Origin of the sequence: Tumebacillus avium (assembly GCF_002162355.1) — a bacterium.
Classification (GTDB): Bacteria; Bacillota; Bacilli; order Tumebacillales; family Tumebacillaceae; genus Tumebacillus_A; species Tumebacillus_A avium.
On record NZ_CP021434.1, the window covers coordinates 3,640,341 to 3,657,089 of the forward strand.

Here is a 16,749-nt window from a genome sequence, read left to right on the forward strand (position 1 = left end):
TTCTCCCTACTATTTATCCGGGAGGAACCGACGATGGCATTCCAGACTGAATATGAATTTATTCTTCCGAAGGGTTTTGTAGACGAAGAAGGCACCTTGCACAAGCGCGGCGTGATGCGTTTGGCGACGGCAGCCGATGAGATTCTCCCGATGCGCGACCCGCGCGTACAGTCCAATCCGGGCTACCTGACGATCATTTTGCTGTCCCGCGTCATCACCCGCCTCGGCGACCTGACCATGATCGACACGCGCACCGTCGAGAAATTTTTCACGGCCGACCTGGCGTTTTTGCAAAACTTCTACCGTCAGATCAACGAAGGCGAAGGCGTGCAAGTGAAGACGGTCTGCCCGAAATGCGATCATGAGCATGAGGTCGACATGGCTTTTCTTCCGGGGCCGAGCGGAGCATAACCTTATATCCTGTCGACAAGATCTATGAGGAAGTGGGCTTTATCGCCTATTATTTCCACTGGCCGCATGATGAGATCATGTCGATGGATCACCGCGAACGCCGCCGCTGGTGTGATGAAATCTCGCGGATCAACCGCAATCTGAACGGGGAAAAGCCAAGCGACAACCCGTTTGATATCTTTGGCGAGTTCTAGGATAGAGGTGACTTCGAGTGGCCCAGATCAAACCGCGTAACGTTGTGGCCGGGTTTCGGTTCAAAGTGGAGCTGGACGGGATTCAAGTGGCCGGGTTCAGCGAAGTGACCGGCTTGCAGGCGGAGATTGAATATGAAGAGTACCAGGAAGGCGGCGTGAATATTTTTGTGCACCGTTTTCCGAAGCATACGAAGTATCCGGCGCTCGTGCTGAAGCGCGGCGTGAGCAACGGGGATGAACTCTGGAAGTGGTTTCTCAATACCCGCGACGGCAAGATTTCCAAGAAAAGCGGCGCGGTGATCATGTATGACAAAAAGGATTCGGAGCTGTGCCGCTGGACATTTGTCAACGCCTACCCGGTGAAGTGGGGCGGGCCGGAACTGAATGCGAATTCGAGCAATTTGGCGATTGAAACGATTGAGCTTGTGCATCAGGGAATCAAGTTTATCAAAGGAAAGTGACAGCGATGAACGTGCTGCAACCGTTTGAACTGCATAGTGTCGAAAGCGGCCTGCTGACGCCCGATTTTGCGCAGGGGATTTTGGGGAAGTATGGTTTTTCCCATGACGATTACCTCGGGTTCTTGCGTCTGGTGTTTCGGGAACTGGAGCTTTTGGAAGCGGAAGAGGGCAGTCCGGAGATCGCGGAGTTGCTGGCTCAGCTGCGCGGACAGATCGAACTGCTGCAGCGGCAGAACAAGAACACTTCGCAAACGGTTGAGACCCTGACCAAGGGAGCATTTGCGAAAGGGATTCAAAATGAAATCGGGGTGTTGAAGCACTCGGTCACGAAGATGTTGACGGGGAGTGTTTTGGCGCCGGTTCAGATTTTTTATACGAACAAAGGCGATATTTCGATGCAGGGGGTTCGCCACAAACTGCAGACCCTGCTGCAACAAGCGCCGGCGCAAGCGGCACAGCGCATGACCATGCTGTCCCGGACGGGGCAGTTGACGACCGCTTTGTATCAGGCACAGCGCAGTTTGCAAGACGATGGAACTGCAAGAACGGTGCAGGATACGCTGCGGACACTTTTGCATTACCATCAGACGATGCAGGAACGACTGGACCGCACAGAGCTTGAGACAGAGCGCGGGGAACAGGTGCTGAAGAGTTTTTCCAAGCACTTGAGCCGCCATGTGCAAGTGCTGCAGCCGTATGTTGACTTGAGTCAGCAGATGGCGCGGCATCGAGCGGTCACTAAAGCAGAGAACAAGCAAGATGCAGGCAACAGCCTGCGTCCTGATCCTAATATTTCCGCGCCGGTGCGCGAAGCGCTGCGCGTCGTGACGCGGCAGAATCCGCATCTGCTGGATGTGCGGCCGTATGCGAACTACTTCAGCAGCCAGCAGCGGATCAACCGCCAGATGGCGGGTCATTTGACGATTCAAAACCTGTTGGGCATCCAGCCTGCTGTCCGCCTGAAACTGACCGATACGCGCCAGTATGCAGAGCAGGCGGCGAACCCGCAAGGAAGCCATTTGGTGAGCAAGCCGGGGGCGGCAGAAACGACCCCGGTGGGCCAACTGGTCAGTCAGAACGGAACGGCGGGGTTGTCCTCGGCGGGTCAACTGATCAATCAGAACGGTGCGACTGGGTTATCCTCGGTGAGCCAATTGGTCAGTCAGAACGGTGCGACTGAGCCGTCTGTTGTGAATCAGTTAGTGAACCAATATGGGGCGGCCGAGCTGTCCGCAGTGAGTCAGTTGGTCAATCAGTACGGGGCAGCTGAGCTGTCTTCGGTGAGCCAGTTGGTCAATCAGTATGGGGCGACTGAGCTGTCTGCTGTGAGCCACTTGGTGAATCAGTATGGGGCGGCCGAGCTGTCTTCTGTGAATCAAATGGTCACCGAATACGGGTTATCCGAGCTGTCCACTGTGATCCAGCTGGTGAGCGAGTATGGGGCGGCTGAGCTGTCTTCGGTGAGCGAGCTGGTGAATGAGTACGGAGCGGCTGAACTAACCTATGTCGGCCAGTTGGTGAATCAGTACGGGGCGGACAATCTCGTGCAGATGAGCCAATTGATCGAGGAGTTTGGCGTCACCGAGTTGTCCCGCGTCAGCCAGATGGTCAACGAGTACGGCGCGAATGAACTGGTGCAGATGAGCCAGCTGATTCAAGAGTTTGGCACAACCGAACTGACCCGCGTCAGCCAGATGGTGAGCGAGTACGGAACCCATGAACTGGTGCAAGTGAGCCAATTGATTCAAGAGTTTGGCGCGACCAGCCATTTCTTAAAAGAACTGGAAACTGTCAATGGAATTGCCCAGACGTTGCGCGCTGCCGACATGACGGGCGTGAATCGGCTGCTGCAGGAACTTGCGGTTACGGAAGTGACCGAAGTGAACCGCTTGATTGACAGGCTGTCGGCAACCGATCTGTCCGGTGTGAGTCATTTGATCGACACGCTGGGCACGACCGATCTGACGGTGCATCACCTGATCGACGCTCTGCGGACGACCGATCTGACCCATGTGCACCAATTGATGGATGAACTGCATCCGGCAGAGTCAGCGTCGATCTCCCGGTTTGTTGAAACGCTTTCGAACACCAATGTCACGCAGACGAGCCAGTTGATCGCCCAGCTCCATTCGGCCGTTTCGACCGACGCTGTCGATCTCGTGGACACGCTGCGTGCGACCGACCTCCGCCAAGCGGGCCAGCTGATCAACACGCTGTCGGCAACAGATGTTGGTCGGATCACTCAACTGGTCAGCAGCTTTACAGAAGCACATGCTGGTGACCAGTTGAGCGCAACGAACCTTGTATATGCCAATCAAACAACGATCGAAGGCGACAGTGTCGAAGCGACCAAGAGCGATTCTGATGTCTCCACGATGGTCGCCAACATGACTCAACTGCTGCAAGAAGTGCGTTCCGGCGAAGTTGTGCATGTGAACCAACTGTTGCAGGAGCTCCGAACGGTCGAGGCAGGCAGCGTGACACAGCGGCTGCAACAGCTGAACCAGACGGAGATCGCCCAAGCGGTCACGCAACTCGGGGATCTTGCCACCGTTGATTTTTCGCAGGTGACGACGCTGGCAGCTCAGCTCAACACAACCAACCTGAGCCATGCTGCCAAGCTGATCAACGTGCTGAACCAAACGGAGATCACAGACGCCGGAACGCTGATGTCTTTGTTTACCGATACCGAAATACAGAATGCAACCAGTCTGATTCATGCGCTGAACACAGCAGATGTTAGCAACGTGAATCAGCTGATCCATACACTCCGCAACACCGCAAGCATCACCCATGCAACAAGCCTGATCGACAACTTGAGCGCCCCGGAATTGACTCGGGCGACAGAATTGCTCACCACCCTGAGTCGGGCAGAGGTCGTGCGTTCCGCCGAGCTGCTCACCTTGGCAGCCCAGCCGGAAGCGGTGCGAAGCGCCGAGTTCCTGGTGACGCTGAGTACGCCGGTGATGATGAAGCTCTCGACACCGGAGGTACTCCGAACAGCCGAGTTTCTGTCGACGCTGACGACAACCGATGCGCTGCGCGTGTCAGAAATGCTGGTCAGCACAAGCGAAATCGCCAATGCGTCCGAACTGATCCATACGCTCAGCACGTCCGAGCAGGAGATCACCGCAGGCCAGCTAAGCAAGCTCCTCGCCGATGACAGCGCCATGCGTCTGATCACCGGCACGAGCCAACTCAGCCAACTGCTCAGCTCCGAAAACGCAACGAATTTCATCAATCTCACGAGCCAGTTCAGCAAGCAGCTCACGACAGAAAACAAGACAAATCTCCTCAACCTTACGAGCCAGCTTAACAAGCAGCTCACAACAGGAACAGAGACGAATCTTGTCAACCTTACGAGCCAGCTTAACCAGCAGCTCACGACAGGAACAGAGACGAATCTCGTGAATCTTACGAGCCAGCTTAACCAGCAGCTCACGACAGGAACAGAGACGAATCTCGTGAATCTTACGAGCCAGCTTAACCAGCAGCTCATGACAGGTAACGAGATGAATCTCGTCACCCTCACGAGCCAGCTCAGCAGGCAGCTCTTTACAGAGAACGAGACAGACTCCATCACCACCACGAGCCAGTTGATTAGATTGCTGAGCATGGAGAATGTTGCAGATCTCTTCTATACGTCGAGCCAGCATAGCACGGAACGCAATACGGAATACGAAACGAATCTCATCAACATCACGAACCAACTGAGCAAGCAGCTCAGCGAGCAATACAGTACGGAAAATGCAACGAATCTCGTCAACGTCACGAATCAGCTAAGCAAGCAGTTGAACTCGGAAACCGAAACGAACCTGATCAACACCACGAATCTACTAAGCCAGCAGCTCAGTGCTGAAACTGCAACGAATCTCGTTAACATCACGAATCAGCTTAGCAAGCAACTCAGTACCGAGCATGCAACGAACCTCATCAACACCACGAATCAGCTTAACAAGCAGCTCAGCACAGAAAATGCTGCGAATCGCGTCAGCAGCACGAATCAACTTAGCAAGCAACTCAGTACCGAGCATGCAACGAATCTCATCAACACCACGAATCAGCTTAACAAGCAGCTCAGTACAGAAACTGCAACGAATCTCGTCAACACCACAAGTCAGCTCAGCAAGCAGCTCACTACAGAAAATGCTATAAATCACCTCAACATCACGAGTCTGCTTAGCAAGCAGTTCAGTACCGAAACAGCAACGAATCTCATCAACACGACGAATCAACTCAACAAGCAGATTAGCACAGAAACAGCAACGAATCTCATCAACACCACGAATCAACTTAGCAAGCAACTCAGCACGGAACATGCAACGAATCTCATCAACATCACGAATCAACAGAGCAGACAACTCAGCACCGAAAATGCAACAAATCTGCTCAATACCACGAGCCAGCTGCGCAAGCAGCTCAACTCGGTAAACGAAACGAATCTCAACATCACCAATCAGCTCAACAAGCAACACATCACGGAAACCGCAACCAATCAGATCACCACCGCCAATCAGCTGATCAAGCAACTCAGCACCGAAACGGCAATGAATCTCAGCCACACCACAAGTCAGGTTCACAAGCAACTCAGTACCGAAAACACGACGCACACAACGAACCTGATCAACACAACGAACCAGCTCAGCGAGCAACTCAGCAACCAACTCAACAAGCAGCTTAGCAACGACATCACAACCAATTTCATCAGCACATCAAGGCAGCACCACCGCCTCAACATACAACCGCAAGACCCCGCGGGCATGCCGGGGATCGGAACGGGGCAGCGGATGATGAACACCATCACCAACACCCCGCTGCTCACCAACCGGACCAACACCCCGGCAACGGGCATCGTCACACAAGCCAAGACCCTGCCCACCACCATCGCCCAGCTCCTGCCAAACGCGGCACAGCCTGACAACCAGGCCGTCCACCGCGAAGCCAATGCGAACGCGAACCAGAGCGCAGCGACCCCTTACCAAGAGGAATCTGCGTTCACCCTTCGTCATCAGCAACAGCAGCAGCACGAAGCGCCGTCGATGGACTACCGCAAACAACCACTTGCGGAGCCCGCAGCCCAACCGGCCCCGACACCTGCCGTGCCGGTCACACCGGCGCCGGAAGCGAGCGAGGCGCCACAACCGAACAAAAACAACCCGCTCGCCAATCTCGACATGGACGAACTTGTCGACCATCTCTACCGCGAGCTGGAAAAACGCATCGAATTCGAACGCACCGTCCGCGGACTCTAACCGCGATCATCCTCTGGAAAGGAAGGAACTGCCATGACTACCAAAGCAGTCATCGAAGTCTTAAACGGCGGCCAAAAGGGCACCAAGATCAAAGTCCTGTTCAACCCGAACAACTACTCCCTCGATCACGGCAACCAGTTCGCCTGGCACACCATTCCCGGCCTTTCCATGCCGATCGCGCAGTTCGTCTCCGGCCAGACGCCCTCGCTTTCGATGGAGCTGTTCCTCGACTGCTACGGCGAAAGCGCCGACGCCGACGTCCGCGACTACACGAAACAAATCGCCGGTCTGCTCGCCGTCGACAAAGACTTGCACGCCCCGCCGATGGTCAAATTCGTCTGGGGCTCGCTCAAGTTCCAAGGCATCATCGAGAAGCTCAACCAGAAGTTCACCATGTTCTCCAACAAAGGCAACCCCGTCCGCGCGACGCTAAACCTCACCTTCAAAGCGGTCTACGGGGTCAAAGAGCAGTACCAGGACATCCCGCGCCAATCGGCCGACCGCACCAAACAAAAGCTGCTCCGCCAAGGCGATGCGCTCTGGATGATCGCCAGCGAAGAATACGAAGACCCCGGCAAATGGCGCGACATCGCCAAAGCCAACGGCATCGACAACCCGAAAAAGCTCGAAGCCGGACGCACGTTGACCATCCCGCGATTGGAGTGATGAAGCATGCCGCCGAAAATCAAGCTCGACAGCTCGACCTACGAATTTGAAGACCTTGAATCCAAATACGGCAAATTCTTCGCCCCCGCTTTTCTGATCAACGTGGACGGCAAAGACATCGTGCGCCAAGGCGCTGCCGTGACCAACGTCACCGTCACCCAGAGCATCGAGAAAGCGAACTCCTTCTCCTTCTCGGTCAACAACGCCTACAACTGGGTGTCCCGCGAATTCGACTGGGCGGACACCTTCGTCCTCGGCAATCCGGTCGAGATCAAAATGGGCTATGTCGACAAACTGGAGACGCTGTTCTACGGCCTGATCACCAACGTGTCGTACAACTACCCGTCCGGCGGCAATCCGACGCTGACCGTCACCGGCATGGACTACTCCTACGTGATGATGCGCGGCAAAGGCGAGGCGGCCGCCAACTCATGGGAGAAAAAGATGAACAGCGACGTCGTCAAAGAGATCGCGCAAAAATATTCCCTGTCCGTCTCCAACGTCGAGTCGACCACCAAAGTCAAAAACAAGATCGACCGCCAAGGCCAGGACGACTACAACTTCATCAAAAAGCTGGCCGGGGAGACGTTCTATGAATTTTTTGTGCTCAGCAAAGACGTCTATTTCCGCAAACCGTACCAAAACAAAACGCCGGTCACGACGCTCGTCTTCGGCAAGAACCTCAAGTCGTTCTCCACGTCGATGAAGCTCGACTTCCAAGTCAAAAAGTTTGTCGTCACCGGCTACGACCCGAAAGAAAAAAAGCAGCTCAAGGCGGAATCGAAACCGATCAAGCCGGTCAACTCCAACTCGTCGACCGGTGAAGATCTGCTCGCCACCTTTGCGGCCGACAACAAAGTGAATTTTACCAACACCAACCTGTCCGACTTGAGCGAGCTGCAGACGATCGCCGACGCGCAGGCGCTGGAAGCGTCGATGCGCCTGATCACCGGAAGCGGCGAGTCGATCGGCTTCCCGGAGCTGATCGCCGGACGGTTTCTCAAGCTAAACGGTCTCGGCGCCCGGTTCAACCAACCGATGTACCTGCGCACCGTCACCCATAAAATCAGCTCGTCAGGCTATCTCACCACATTTGAAGTAGCGGGGAATGCAGTATGATCAATTCGTGGACACAGGCACCTTCCCATACCGAGTCGCGCAACTACGTTCATGGCGTGGTGCGCGCCCTCGTCACCGACAACAAAGACCCGGAGAACCTCGGGCGCGTCAAACTGAAGATCCCGATCCGCGAAGGCGAGGAAGTCACCGAGTGGGCGTACATCGCCACCTTGATGGCCGGCAAAGAGCGCGGTTCCGTCTTCGTCCCGGAAGTCGATGACGAAGTGCTCGTCGCTTTCCATAACGGCGACATGGCCGAACCGTACGTGATCGGCATGCTCTGGAATCCGAAAGACAAGCCGCCGACTTACGACGCGGAAAAAAACAACCTGCGCCGCATCGTCTCCCGCGCCGGACACGAGATCACCTTTGACGACAAAGACGGCGAAGGCAAAATCACGATCAAGACGGCCAAAGAGCACCTGATCGAGATCGATGACAAAGCGGAGACCTTGAAGATCTCCGACAGCAAAAGCAAAAACTCGGTCGTCATCACCGGCGGCGACTCCGGCAAGATCACGATCGACTCCGGCGGCGGACAGGCCAAGATCACTTTGACCGCCCAAGGCGACATCAACATCGAAAGCGCCAAAGCGGTCAAAGTCAAATCGGCCCAAGTCAACCTCGAAGCATCCGGCATGATGGGCCTGAAAGCGACGGGCAACCTCACGCTGGAATCGAGCGCCATGGTCACGATCAAAGGCACGATGGTCAAAATCAACTAGAGAGGATGAAACTGATGGGAAAAAGTTTTCTCGGGCGCGGCTGGAAATTTCCGGTCGTCGTCGACCCGGCTACCGGGCGTATCGCCATGTCGGAGTTTGAAGACGACATCGCCGAAGCGATCCGCATCATCCTCTATACGGCAAAAGGCGAACGGGTGATGCGCCCCGACTTCGGCTGCGGCATCCATGAATTTGTGTTTGAAACGACCGATCCAACCACCTTGTCCTTGATGGAAGCGTCTGTCGAAGAAGCGATCATGCGCTGGGAGCCGCGCGTGCACGAAGTGGACGTCAAAATCACCCAAGAGCAGCACGATGAAGGCAAACTGCACATCAGCTTAGCCTACCGCGTGCGCACGACCAACAACCTGTACAACCAAGTCTATCCGTTCTACATGCATGAAGGCACCAGATAAACAGCCGGAGGAAGGGAGGGGAGAGCATGCTGCCACCCAGAATTGACGAGCGCACTTTGCAGGATCTAGTTACGCGCATGAAAGAGATGGTTCCATACTACACGCCGGAGTGGAGATTCTCCCCGAGCGACCCCGATGCCGGCGCCGCTTTGTTCTACATGTTTGCCGAGATGTACCTGCAAAACGTCGAGCGCCTCAACCGCGTTCCGATGAAAAACCTGATCGCTTTTCTCAACCTGACCGGCCTCGCACAGCTTCCGGCCAGCCCGGCCACCGGCTACGTTACCTTCACCGTCAGTGAAGGCACGCCGCACCCGGTGCTGATCCCGCCCGGCACGGCTCTGCTCGCCGAAGCGTCAGACGGCGGCGACGCGATCCCGTTTGAAACGGCCGCCCCGCTGCTCGTCACCCCGGCTCGACTGGCCGAGACCTGGCTTACTTCGACCGAGCATGACCGCATTTTGCGCCTGGCTCCAAGCCCGGAGAACCCTGCTCTCCTGTATGATTTCGCGCAAGGGGAGAACCTGCAGTCGCACTGCCTGTATCTCGGGCACCGCGACCTGTTTACCGCCACGCAGCCGGCTGTGATCGAGCTCGATTTCTACCACTCGGCCGCACGCTATCTGGAAAAATCATACGGGGAGAAACTCGCCGACCCGACCGCGCTCGAATGGGCGTATTACGGACCGCAGGGCTGGGAGCCGTTTGATGTGGTCAGCGCCAAAGGCAACCGCCTGCTGCTCACGAAAAACAAAGTCCGCGAGATCGTCCTGCACGAACTCCAAGGCATCGAAAACCGCTGGATTCGCTGCATGCTGAAACCAAATATGCTGGAGCAGGTGGCGAGCGCGCAGCAACCGCTGTTGATCGACGCTCTCCACGTCAAAACCAACTACCTCGACGCCAACCGCGAAGGCGGGATTGCGCCCGAGTTGCTTTTTTTCAATGACATTCAGGTCGACCCGGCCGGCTGCTATCCGTTTGGCGAGCACTTCGCGCCGTTTGCCCTGTTCTATGTGGGCAGCCAGGAAGTGTTCACCAAGCGTGACAGCGTGATCACGATGACCTTCCGCTTGAAAGCGGTCCCGCACCGTCTGCTGCCCGAAGAAGAGCAGAAGATCGAGTGGAAAATGGTGATGAAAGAAACCGATTTTGACAAGCCGAAAGTGCATGAGACATCGGTCTTGCACGTGATCTGGGAATATTGGAACGGCAACAGTTGGGTCCGGCTGTTCCACAATCAGGAGTACGAAGAGATCTTCTACCGCCCAAGCGACGCCGGTGTGGACAAAGTGATGCAGTTCACCTGTCCAAGCGACATGGCCGACACGATGGTCAGCGGTCATCAGGCGCGCTGGATTCGGGCGCGCGTGCTGCAAGTCGAGAACCTGTACTCGAACAACCCGGTCTACCTGTCGCCGAAAATGGAAAATCTCCGCCTGCAATACAGCTACTTCCCCGATGCGGGGTTCCCTGTCGAGCGCTGCCTGACAGAAAACAACATGGAAGTGCTCGACCGCACCGCACAGGTCCTGCAAGGCCAGACGCTGTTTGCGCCGTTTGCGGGGCTGGAAGGCACCGATCCGGCGTTTTACATGGGCTTTGATCAGGCGCCGCGCAAAGGGCCGATCCAGATGTACTTTTCGATGATAGGCATGCCTGTCACCGCGTCGTCCGAATTGCCGCTGATCGAGTGGGAATATCTGCGCCAAGGCCCGTCCGGGCCGGAGTGGACGCCGCTGAAAACGATCGACGAGACGCTGGGCTTCACCCGCAGCGGCACCGTGCAGTTCGCCGGCCCGTCCGATTTTGTGAAAAGCGGACGTTTCACCCGCGAGCTGTACTGGATTCGCGCCATCAACCGCGACGGGCAGTTCGAACGCAAAAAGCAAGGGGACAGCCCGCGCCCACATCTGGCCGGCATCCACTTGAACACCGCCAAAGTGATCCAGCAGGAATCGATCCGCCGCGAAGTTCCGAAGAAAGTCCACGTCAGCGACACCGAAGTCCATTTCCATCTGGAAAGCCCGCCCGTCTTCTCCGAAGAAGTCTGGGTGGACGAGACGGGACATCTCAACGAGCTTGACCTGAACGCCTTGCTTGAGCAAGATGCGACGGCGACCGAAGTGATCCGCGACTCGGGCGGCAATATCTTGCAGCTCTGGGTGCGATACGCAGCGGTTGGGCATTTTGACCAGTCTGAGCCGCTTGACCGCCACTATCTGCTCGACCGTTCGTCCGGGGTGCTGCGCTTCGGTGACGGCGTGCATGGCAAAGCGTTGCCAAGCAACGGCCCGGAGCCGGTGATGGTGCATTACAAAAAAATCGCCGGCAAGCGCGGCAACGTCGAAGCGGGACGGATCACCCAACTGCAGCAGTCGATCGCCTTCGTGCAGGAAGTGTTCAACCCGGAGCCTGCAGGCGGCGGCAGCAACATCGAGCCGCTGCGTGCCACCTTGCAGCGCGGCCCGCAGACGGTGCGCCACCGCGACCGTGCGATCACCGCGCAAGACTACGAATGGCTGGCGCGCCAGGCCTACCATGACATCGCAAAAGTCAAATGCCTGCCCGGGTACAACGCCAAGATGGAGCGGGAAAACGGCTGTATCACGCTGGCCGTCTTAGGCAGCGGCGGCGAAAACGGCCGTCCGTTCTTCCCGCAGCTGAAACGCAAAGTCGAGGAGTATCTGGCGGAGCGATCGGCGAACACGATCGCCATGTCCAGCCGCGTCACCGTCATCGAGCCGGTCTATCTGGAGATCTCGATCTTCGCGCAGCTCGCCGTCACGTCGATGGATCAGATCGTCCCGGCCGAACTGACGGCGGTGCAGAAGCTGAACGGCTTCCTCGATCCGTACACCGGCAACTACGACGGCAAAGGCTGGGAGATCGGGCAGCAGATTCATTCTTCCGTCTTCTACGGCCTGCTCAAAGCGGTGCCGGGCGTCAACCACGTCAAGAAATTGTCTTTGACCGTCCACAAAGTGGAAGACCGCACCCGCACCGAACTGACGCTGGAGGAAGCGATCCGCATCCAGCACGGGATCGTGATGAACGGCAAACATCAGATCGAAGTTGACCTGCTGTAATTCAATGAAAAGGTGGTGAGCCCATGCTTCCGTTGCCAAACTTAGATGACCGCCTGTTTGATGAAATCGTGGCCGAAGCCCGCAAAATGATTCCCAAGCTCAGCCCGCAGTGGACCGACGAGAATCCGCACGACCCCGGCATCACGATGGTCGAACTGTTCTCGCACCTCTCGGAAATGCAGCAATACTACCTGAACCGCGTCACCGTCAAAAACGAGCTGAAGTTCCTGCGGATGATGGGCATCCACCTTGAGCAGGCCGATTCGGCAAGGGTCGACGTGTCGTTCGCGCAGGCGGACAAGCCGCAATGGATGCCGCAGGGAACCAAGCTGCGCGGCTTAAACGAACCGTTCGAGACGACCGAACCGCTCCTGCTCGTTCCGGCACAGATCGACCGCGTGCTGGTCGGCTCCGAAGCGGAGATCTCCGATCACACGTCGGCCAACGAACACAGCAAGGTCGGTTACTTCGCATTTGGCAACGGAGCCAGGCAGGGCAGCCGCCTGTATATCGCCTTTGACAGCAGGCTCCCGGTAGGAGTGCCGGTCACGCTGACCTTCGATCTGTTTAACAACTACCAAGTGCCGGTCAACCCATCCGCCGACGGGGAAGAAGAGCTGGTTCCGCCCGCGCGGATCTCATGGAGCTACTCGACGATCGACGAAAGCGTGGACAGCCGGCCCTTGCGCCTGCTGCCGCTGACGGTCGAGCGCGACGAGACCTTGCACCTGTCGAAAAGCGGCCGGATCACCTTCACCGTCCCGAAAGCGATGGCCGGCATGCGCATCCACCCGGCGAACGACAAAGACCGCTACTGGATCTGCGCCACGCTCGACGAGCCAGGCTACGAGATTCCGCCGAAAGTGGAGAAGATCCTCCTGAACACCGTTCAGGCGGTACACCGCGACACCCGCTGCCAGCTCTTGTCCTTCGACGGCACGGGGGAGATGTACCAGGACGAGGCGGTTGACGGCTATCTGCCCTTTTTTGGCGAAGTCGAAGTGCAGGTGGAAACGGAGACCGCAGGCGTCTGGCGCATCTGGAAACAGGTCGACGACCTGACCCTGTACGGCCCGGAGGATGCCTGCTGCGTGTTCTACCGTGACCTGCAGACAGAGCGCTGCTACCTGCGCTTTGGCAACGGGGAGCACGGACAGATTCCCAAGGCCGGCTCCGGCACGATCCGCGTGATCGCTTATGAGCCGAACTTCCGCGACGACATGATGATCGGACGCAGCAACGGGCTGCCCGGCCAGCATTTTGAAGTCGAAGGGTCGCCGATCTTGCCCGAATCCTTGCGCCTGCAGGTCGGTGTGCAGGTAGAAAACGGCGGCGAGTGGCTGTGGCAGGACTGGACGCGGGTCGATGATTTCGAACACTCCGGCCCGGATGACCGGCACTATGTGCTCGATCAAAACGACAGCGAGATCTATTTCGGCAACAGCGAAACGGGGCAGATCCCCGATGTCTGCGAGTATGACAACATCCGCCTGATCGCTCTGCAGTTGGGCGGAGGCGAACGCGGGAACGTGCAGCGCCGCCTGATCACGCAGTTTGCCCGTCCCGAACTGTTTGGCACGATCACCGTCACCAACTACGATTTCGCCAGAGGCGGAGCGCAGCGCGAAACGCTGGACGAAGCGAAAGCGCGGATGCGCCGCGAGCTGAAGCAGGCGACGCGGGCGGTGACCTGCGAGGATTTTGAAAACATCGCCCTCGCCACGCCGGGCTTGCGCGTCGCCCGCGTCAAAGCGGTGCCGCTCTACACGGTCGGCCTGAAGGGCTACCCGCAAGAACAGGCGCCGGCACAGGTGACGGTCGTCGTTGTTCCTTACAGCGAAGACTCGATGCCGCTGCCGAGCAAAGGTTTTCTCAGCACGGTGCAGAGCCATCTCGACCAGCACCGGCTGCTGACGACCGAAGTGCATGTCGTGCCGCCCGAATACGTCAAGATCACCGTGCATGCGGTCGTCGTGGTTAACCCGGATACGAAAGACATCGCTGGGCGGATCAAAACGGCGCTGCATAAGCACCTTGATGTGCTCGACAACTCCGACCCCAGCAAAGGCTGGGAGTTCGGGCGTGCCGTGTACAAAGGCGACATCTACGGCATCATCAACCAGATGACCGGTGTCGAATACATCCAAACCCTCTGGTTCGAAGCAGAAGGGGCCGGGGTGCAGAAAGACCCGAGCGGCGACATTCTCTTGCCGCCGCACGGGCTGGTCTACTCCGGCCTGCATCAGATCGAACTGGTATCCCGAACGGACGTGTAAAAAAAGCGGGCGAAATGGAGGTGATTCCCGTTGTACGTTGACACGACCTTTTTCTCCTTAAACCGGCAGGCCGATTGGAACAAAGGCGCCCTGCACAACTTGAGCGTCACCGAACGAGGCGTGCAGATCACGCGCTCGGAGCGCTATGGCTTCTACCACACGATCCGGCTGGAACACATCGAAGGGCTGCGCGGCCTGGCCGATTTTGCCCTCGGTGAAAACGACAAGCTGTATCTGCTCGACCGTGCTGCCAACGTGTTTCTCTACGACTACGAAAACCACTACGCCGACGCGGTCTTCCGCTCCGGGCACGGCCAGTTCTCATCACGGGCGATGCTGACCCGGGCCGGCAGCCATCTCTTGATCGCCGAGCGGGAAGGGGAGAACCGCCTGGTCGCTTATTCCCCGGGCACGGGGCAGGCGGTATGGCGGATGAACCACTACAACGGCATCCCCGTCCATCCGCTGGCTGTCACGACCGACCGCCAAGGCGACGCCTACGTGCTGATCCCGCTCGACCCGGTGCGCACCCAAGGCGGCGTCGAAGCGTCTGACAACTCTTTTTACGGCGTCTTAAAAATCAACTCGGGCGGTATCCCCGAGCACTTGTACCAGCACCACACGCTTGCCATTCGCAGCGGGGCCGGGCTGCACAAGCTGCAGGAGCGGTTCCACATCACCGTCGGACCGGACGGCAAGCTCTACATCCTCGACGGGTACGACCGCGAAGTGACCACCTTCCACCCGGACGGCACTTATGAACAGCGGTCGCGCATCCAGATGTACGGCGGCGCGCCTTCGGGCATCGGGGTTGATCCGCACGGCGCGATCTACGTCGGCGACAACCATCCGATCGAGCAGGCGTGGGAGGACAACCGCTTTGTACTGAATTTCCTCGCCGACGGCAGCTATGTTGACGAAGTGTCCGGCTTCCGCGGTCAGGCGATGAAGCTGCTGGCCGGATACGCCCGCAAAATGTACATCTGGAACGAAGAAGAAAACCTGATCAGCGTGCTCGAACAAAAGCGCCGCACCCATCCGCTCGACAAGCAGGGTCCGCTCAAAGGCGTCTACTTCAGTCAGGCGTTCGACAGCACCGAGACGGAGACCGTCTGGCACAAGATCACCGTCGACAGCGAACTGCCCGACGAGACGCAGTTGCGCATCTCCTATTATGCGGCTGACCAGAAAGAGCTCCTGCTCGGCGGACAGCGCGTGCAGCTCGACGAGTATCTGCAAGACAAGAGCATCCCGCTTTCTACGAAACTGCCGCAGCTTGACGAGCTGTTCTCCGCTCCGATCGTCAACCCGAAAGATGCGCTCCTGCGGGCGAAGGGGAGGTACATCTGGTTTAAGATCGAGTGGAGCGGCAACGACCGCAAGTCGCCGCTGATGCGCAAGCTGCGCGTGTACTTCCCGCGCCAATCCTATTTGGACTACCTGCCCGGCGTGTACCAGTCCGACCCGGGAAGCCGAGATTTTCTCGAACGGTATCTGTCCTTGTACGGCACCTTCTTCGACGAGATGGAAGAGATGATCGACCATATGTCCCGCTTCTTCGACGTCGATTCCTCGTCAGGGGATCTCCTGAAGTGGCTGGCCACCTGGCTTGGCATCGCCGTCGACGAGCGCTGGAGCGAGGATCAGATCCGCCGCCTGATGAAAAAAAGCCCCGAGCTGTTCAAAAAGCGCGGGACGCGGCAAGGCCTCGCCGAAATGATCGAAGTCTTTACGGGAGAAAAGCCATTTATCGTCGAATACTTCCAGTACAAGTATCTGCTCGAAAAAGCGCAGGTCAAAGAATACATGGAGCAGCTCTACGGGCTCGACCCGTACCGCTTCTGTGTGCTGATCAAGCCCGATGTCGTCAAGAGCGAAGAAGAGCGCAAGATCCTGCAAAAGATCATCGACGAAGAGAAGCCCGCCTACTCTGAAGCGCAGCTGGTCGTGCTGGAGCCCCGCATCTACCTGGGGACGCACTCCTACCTCGGCATCAACACCTTCTTGTCCGAGCCGACCCTGCTCGTCCTCGATGACCGCACTTCCATGCCGAACAACACCGTGCTGATCGACCTTGACCGCGACAACCGGATCGGCTTGCATACACGTTTGGAACTGGACGCCAATTTAGAATAAAACG

11 protein-coding genes are annotated in these 16,749 nt (G+C 57.4%); all 11 read left to right on the top strand.

From position 1 onward, the window contains the following. The first annotated feature begins 33 nt into the window (after positions 1-33). Genes CBW65_RS17840 through CBW65_RS17890 form a run of 11 tightly spaced genes read left to right on the top strand, consistent with a single transcriptional unit; the run spans position 34 to position 16,745 of the window. The gene (locus CBW65_RS17840; protein ID WP_087457979.1) at positions 34-411 is read left to right on the top strand and encodes a hypothetical protein; all 378 of its coding nucleotides are present in this window, start codon (positions 34-36) and stop codon (positions 409-411) included. A 32-nt stretch (positions 412-443) separates the two neighbouring features. After that, positions 444-605: a DUF6760 family protein gene (locus CBW65_RS17845; protein ID WP_232463355.1), complete on the top strand. Its 162-nt coding sequence runs from the start codon at positions 444-446 to the stop codon at positions 603-605. A gap of 17 nt (positions 606-622) precedes the next feature. Then, positions 623-1,066 carry a phage tail protein gene (locus CBW65_RS17850; RefSeq protein WP_087457981.1) on the top strand — a complete coding sequence of 148 codons (444 nt, stop codon included), beginning with the start codon at positions 623-625 and terminating at the stop codon, positions 1,064-1,066. A gap of 5 nt (positions 1,067-1,071) precedes the next feature. Beyond that, complete coding sequence (locus CBW65_RS17855; RefSeq protein ID WP_087457982.1) at positions 1,072-6,318, top strand: hypothetical protein; 5,247 nt, start codon at positions 1,072-1,074, stop codon at positions 6,316-6,318. Positions 6,319-6,351: 33 nt separating this feature from the next. Beyond that, positions 6,352-6,984 carry a CIS tube protein gene (locus CBW65_RS17860; protein WP_087457983.1) on the top strand — a complete coding sequence of 211 codons (633 nt, stop codon included), beginning with the start codon at positions 6,352-6,354 and terminating at the stop codon, positions 6,982-6,984. Between the two features lie 6 nt (positions 6,985-6,990). After that, a complete protein-coding gene (locus CBW65_RS17865; RefSeq protein WP_087457984.1) occupies positions 6,991-8,103 on the top strand; it encodes a phage late control D family protein in 1,113 nt (370 codons plus the stop codon). After that, positions 8,100-8,828, top strand: a complete 729-nt coding sequence (locus CBW65_RS17870) for a phage baseplate assembly protein V (protein WP_087457985.1) — start codon at positions 8,100-8,102, stop codon at positions 8,826-8,828. The genes CBW65_RS17865 and CBW65_RS17870 overlap by 4 nt, the downstream gene beginning before the upstream one ends. A 14-nt stretch (positions 8,829-8,842) precedes the next feature. After that, positions 8,843-9,244 (top strand): GPW/gp25 family protein, encoded by a 402-nt coding sequence (locus tag CBW65_RS17875; RefSeq protein ID WP_087457986.1) that lies wholly within the window; start codon positions 8,843-8,845, stop codon positions 9,242-9,244. A 26-nt stretch (positions 9,245-9,270) separates the two neighbouring features. Then, the gene (locus CBW65_RS17880) at positions 9,271-12,333 is read left to right on the top strand and encodes a baseplate J/gp47 family protein (RefSeq protein ID WP_087457987.1); all 3,063 of its coding nucleotides are present in this window, start codon (positions 9,271-9,273) and stop codon (positions 12,331-12,333) included. Between the two features lie 23 nt (positions 12,334-12,356). Further along, complete coding sequence (locus tag CBW65_RS17885; protein ID WP_087457988.1) at positions 12,357-14,609, top strand: putative baseplate assembly protein; 2,253 nt, start codon at positions 12,357-12,359, stop codon at positions 14,607-14,609. A gap of 30 nt (positions 14,610-14,639) precedes the next feature. Further along, positions 14,640-16,745 carry a phage tail protein gene (locus tag CBW65_RS17890; protein ID WP_087457989.1) on the top strand — a complete coding sequence of 702 codons (2,106 nt, stop codon included), beginning with the start codon at positions 14,640-14,642 and terminating at the stop codon, positions 16,743-16,745. Positions 16,746-16,749: the final 4 nt, after the last annotated feature.

Excerpts from the sequence above, each read along its gene's own strand:
- CBW65_RS17840 (WP_087457979.1), top strand. The coding sequence starts at position 34 with ATGGCATTCCAGACTGAATATGAATTTATTCTTCCGAAGGGTTTTGTA.
- CBW65_RS17855 (WP_087457982.1), top strand. The coding sequence starts at position 1,072 with ATGAACGTGCTGCAACCGTTTGAACTGCATAGTGTCGAAAGCGGCCTG.
- CBW65_RS17860 (WP_087457983.1), top strand. The coding sequence starts at position 6,352 with ATGACTACCAAAGCAGTCATCGAAGTCTTAAACGGCGGCCAAAAGGGC.
- CBW65_RS17865 (WP_087457984.1), top strand. The coding sequence starts at position 6,991 with ATGCCGCCGAAAATCAAGCTCGACAGCTCGACCTACGAATTTGAAGAC.
- CBW65_RS17870 (WP_087457985.1), top strand. The coding sequence starts at position 8,100 with ATGATCAATTCGTGGACACAGGCACCTTCCCATACCGAGTCGCGCAAC.
- CBW65_RS17875 (WP_087457986.1), top strand. The coding sequence starts at position 8,843 with ATGGGAAAAAGTTTTCTCGGGCGCGGCTGGAAATTTCCGGTCGTCGTC.
- CBW65_RS17880 (WP_087457987.1), top strand. The coding sequence starts at position 9,271 with ATGCTGCCACCCAGAATTGACGAGCGCACTTTGCAGGATCTAGTTACG.
- CBW65_RS17885 (WP_087457988.1), top strand. The coding sequence starts at position 12,357 with ATGCTTCCGTTGCCAAACTTAGATGACCGCCTGTTTGATGAAATCGTG.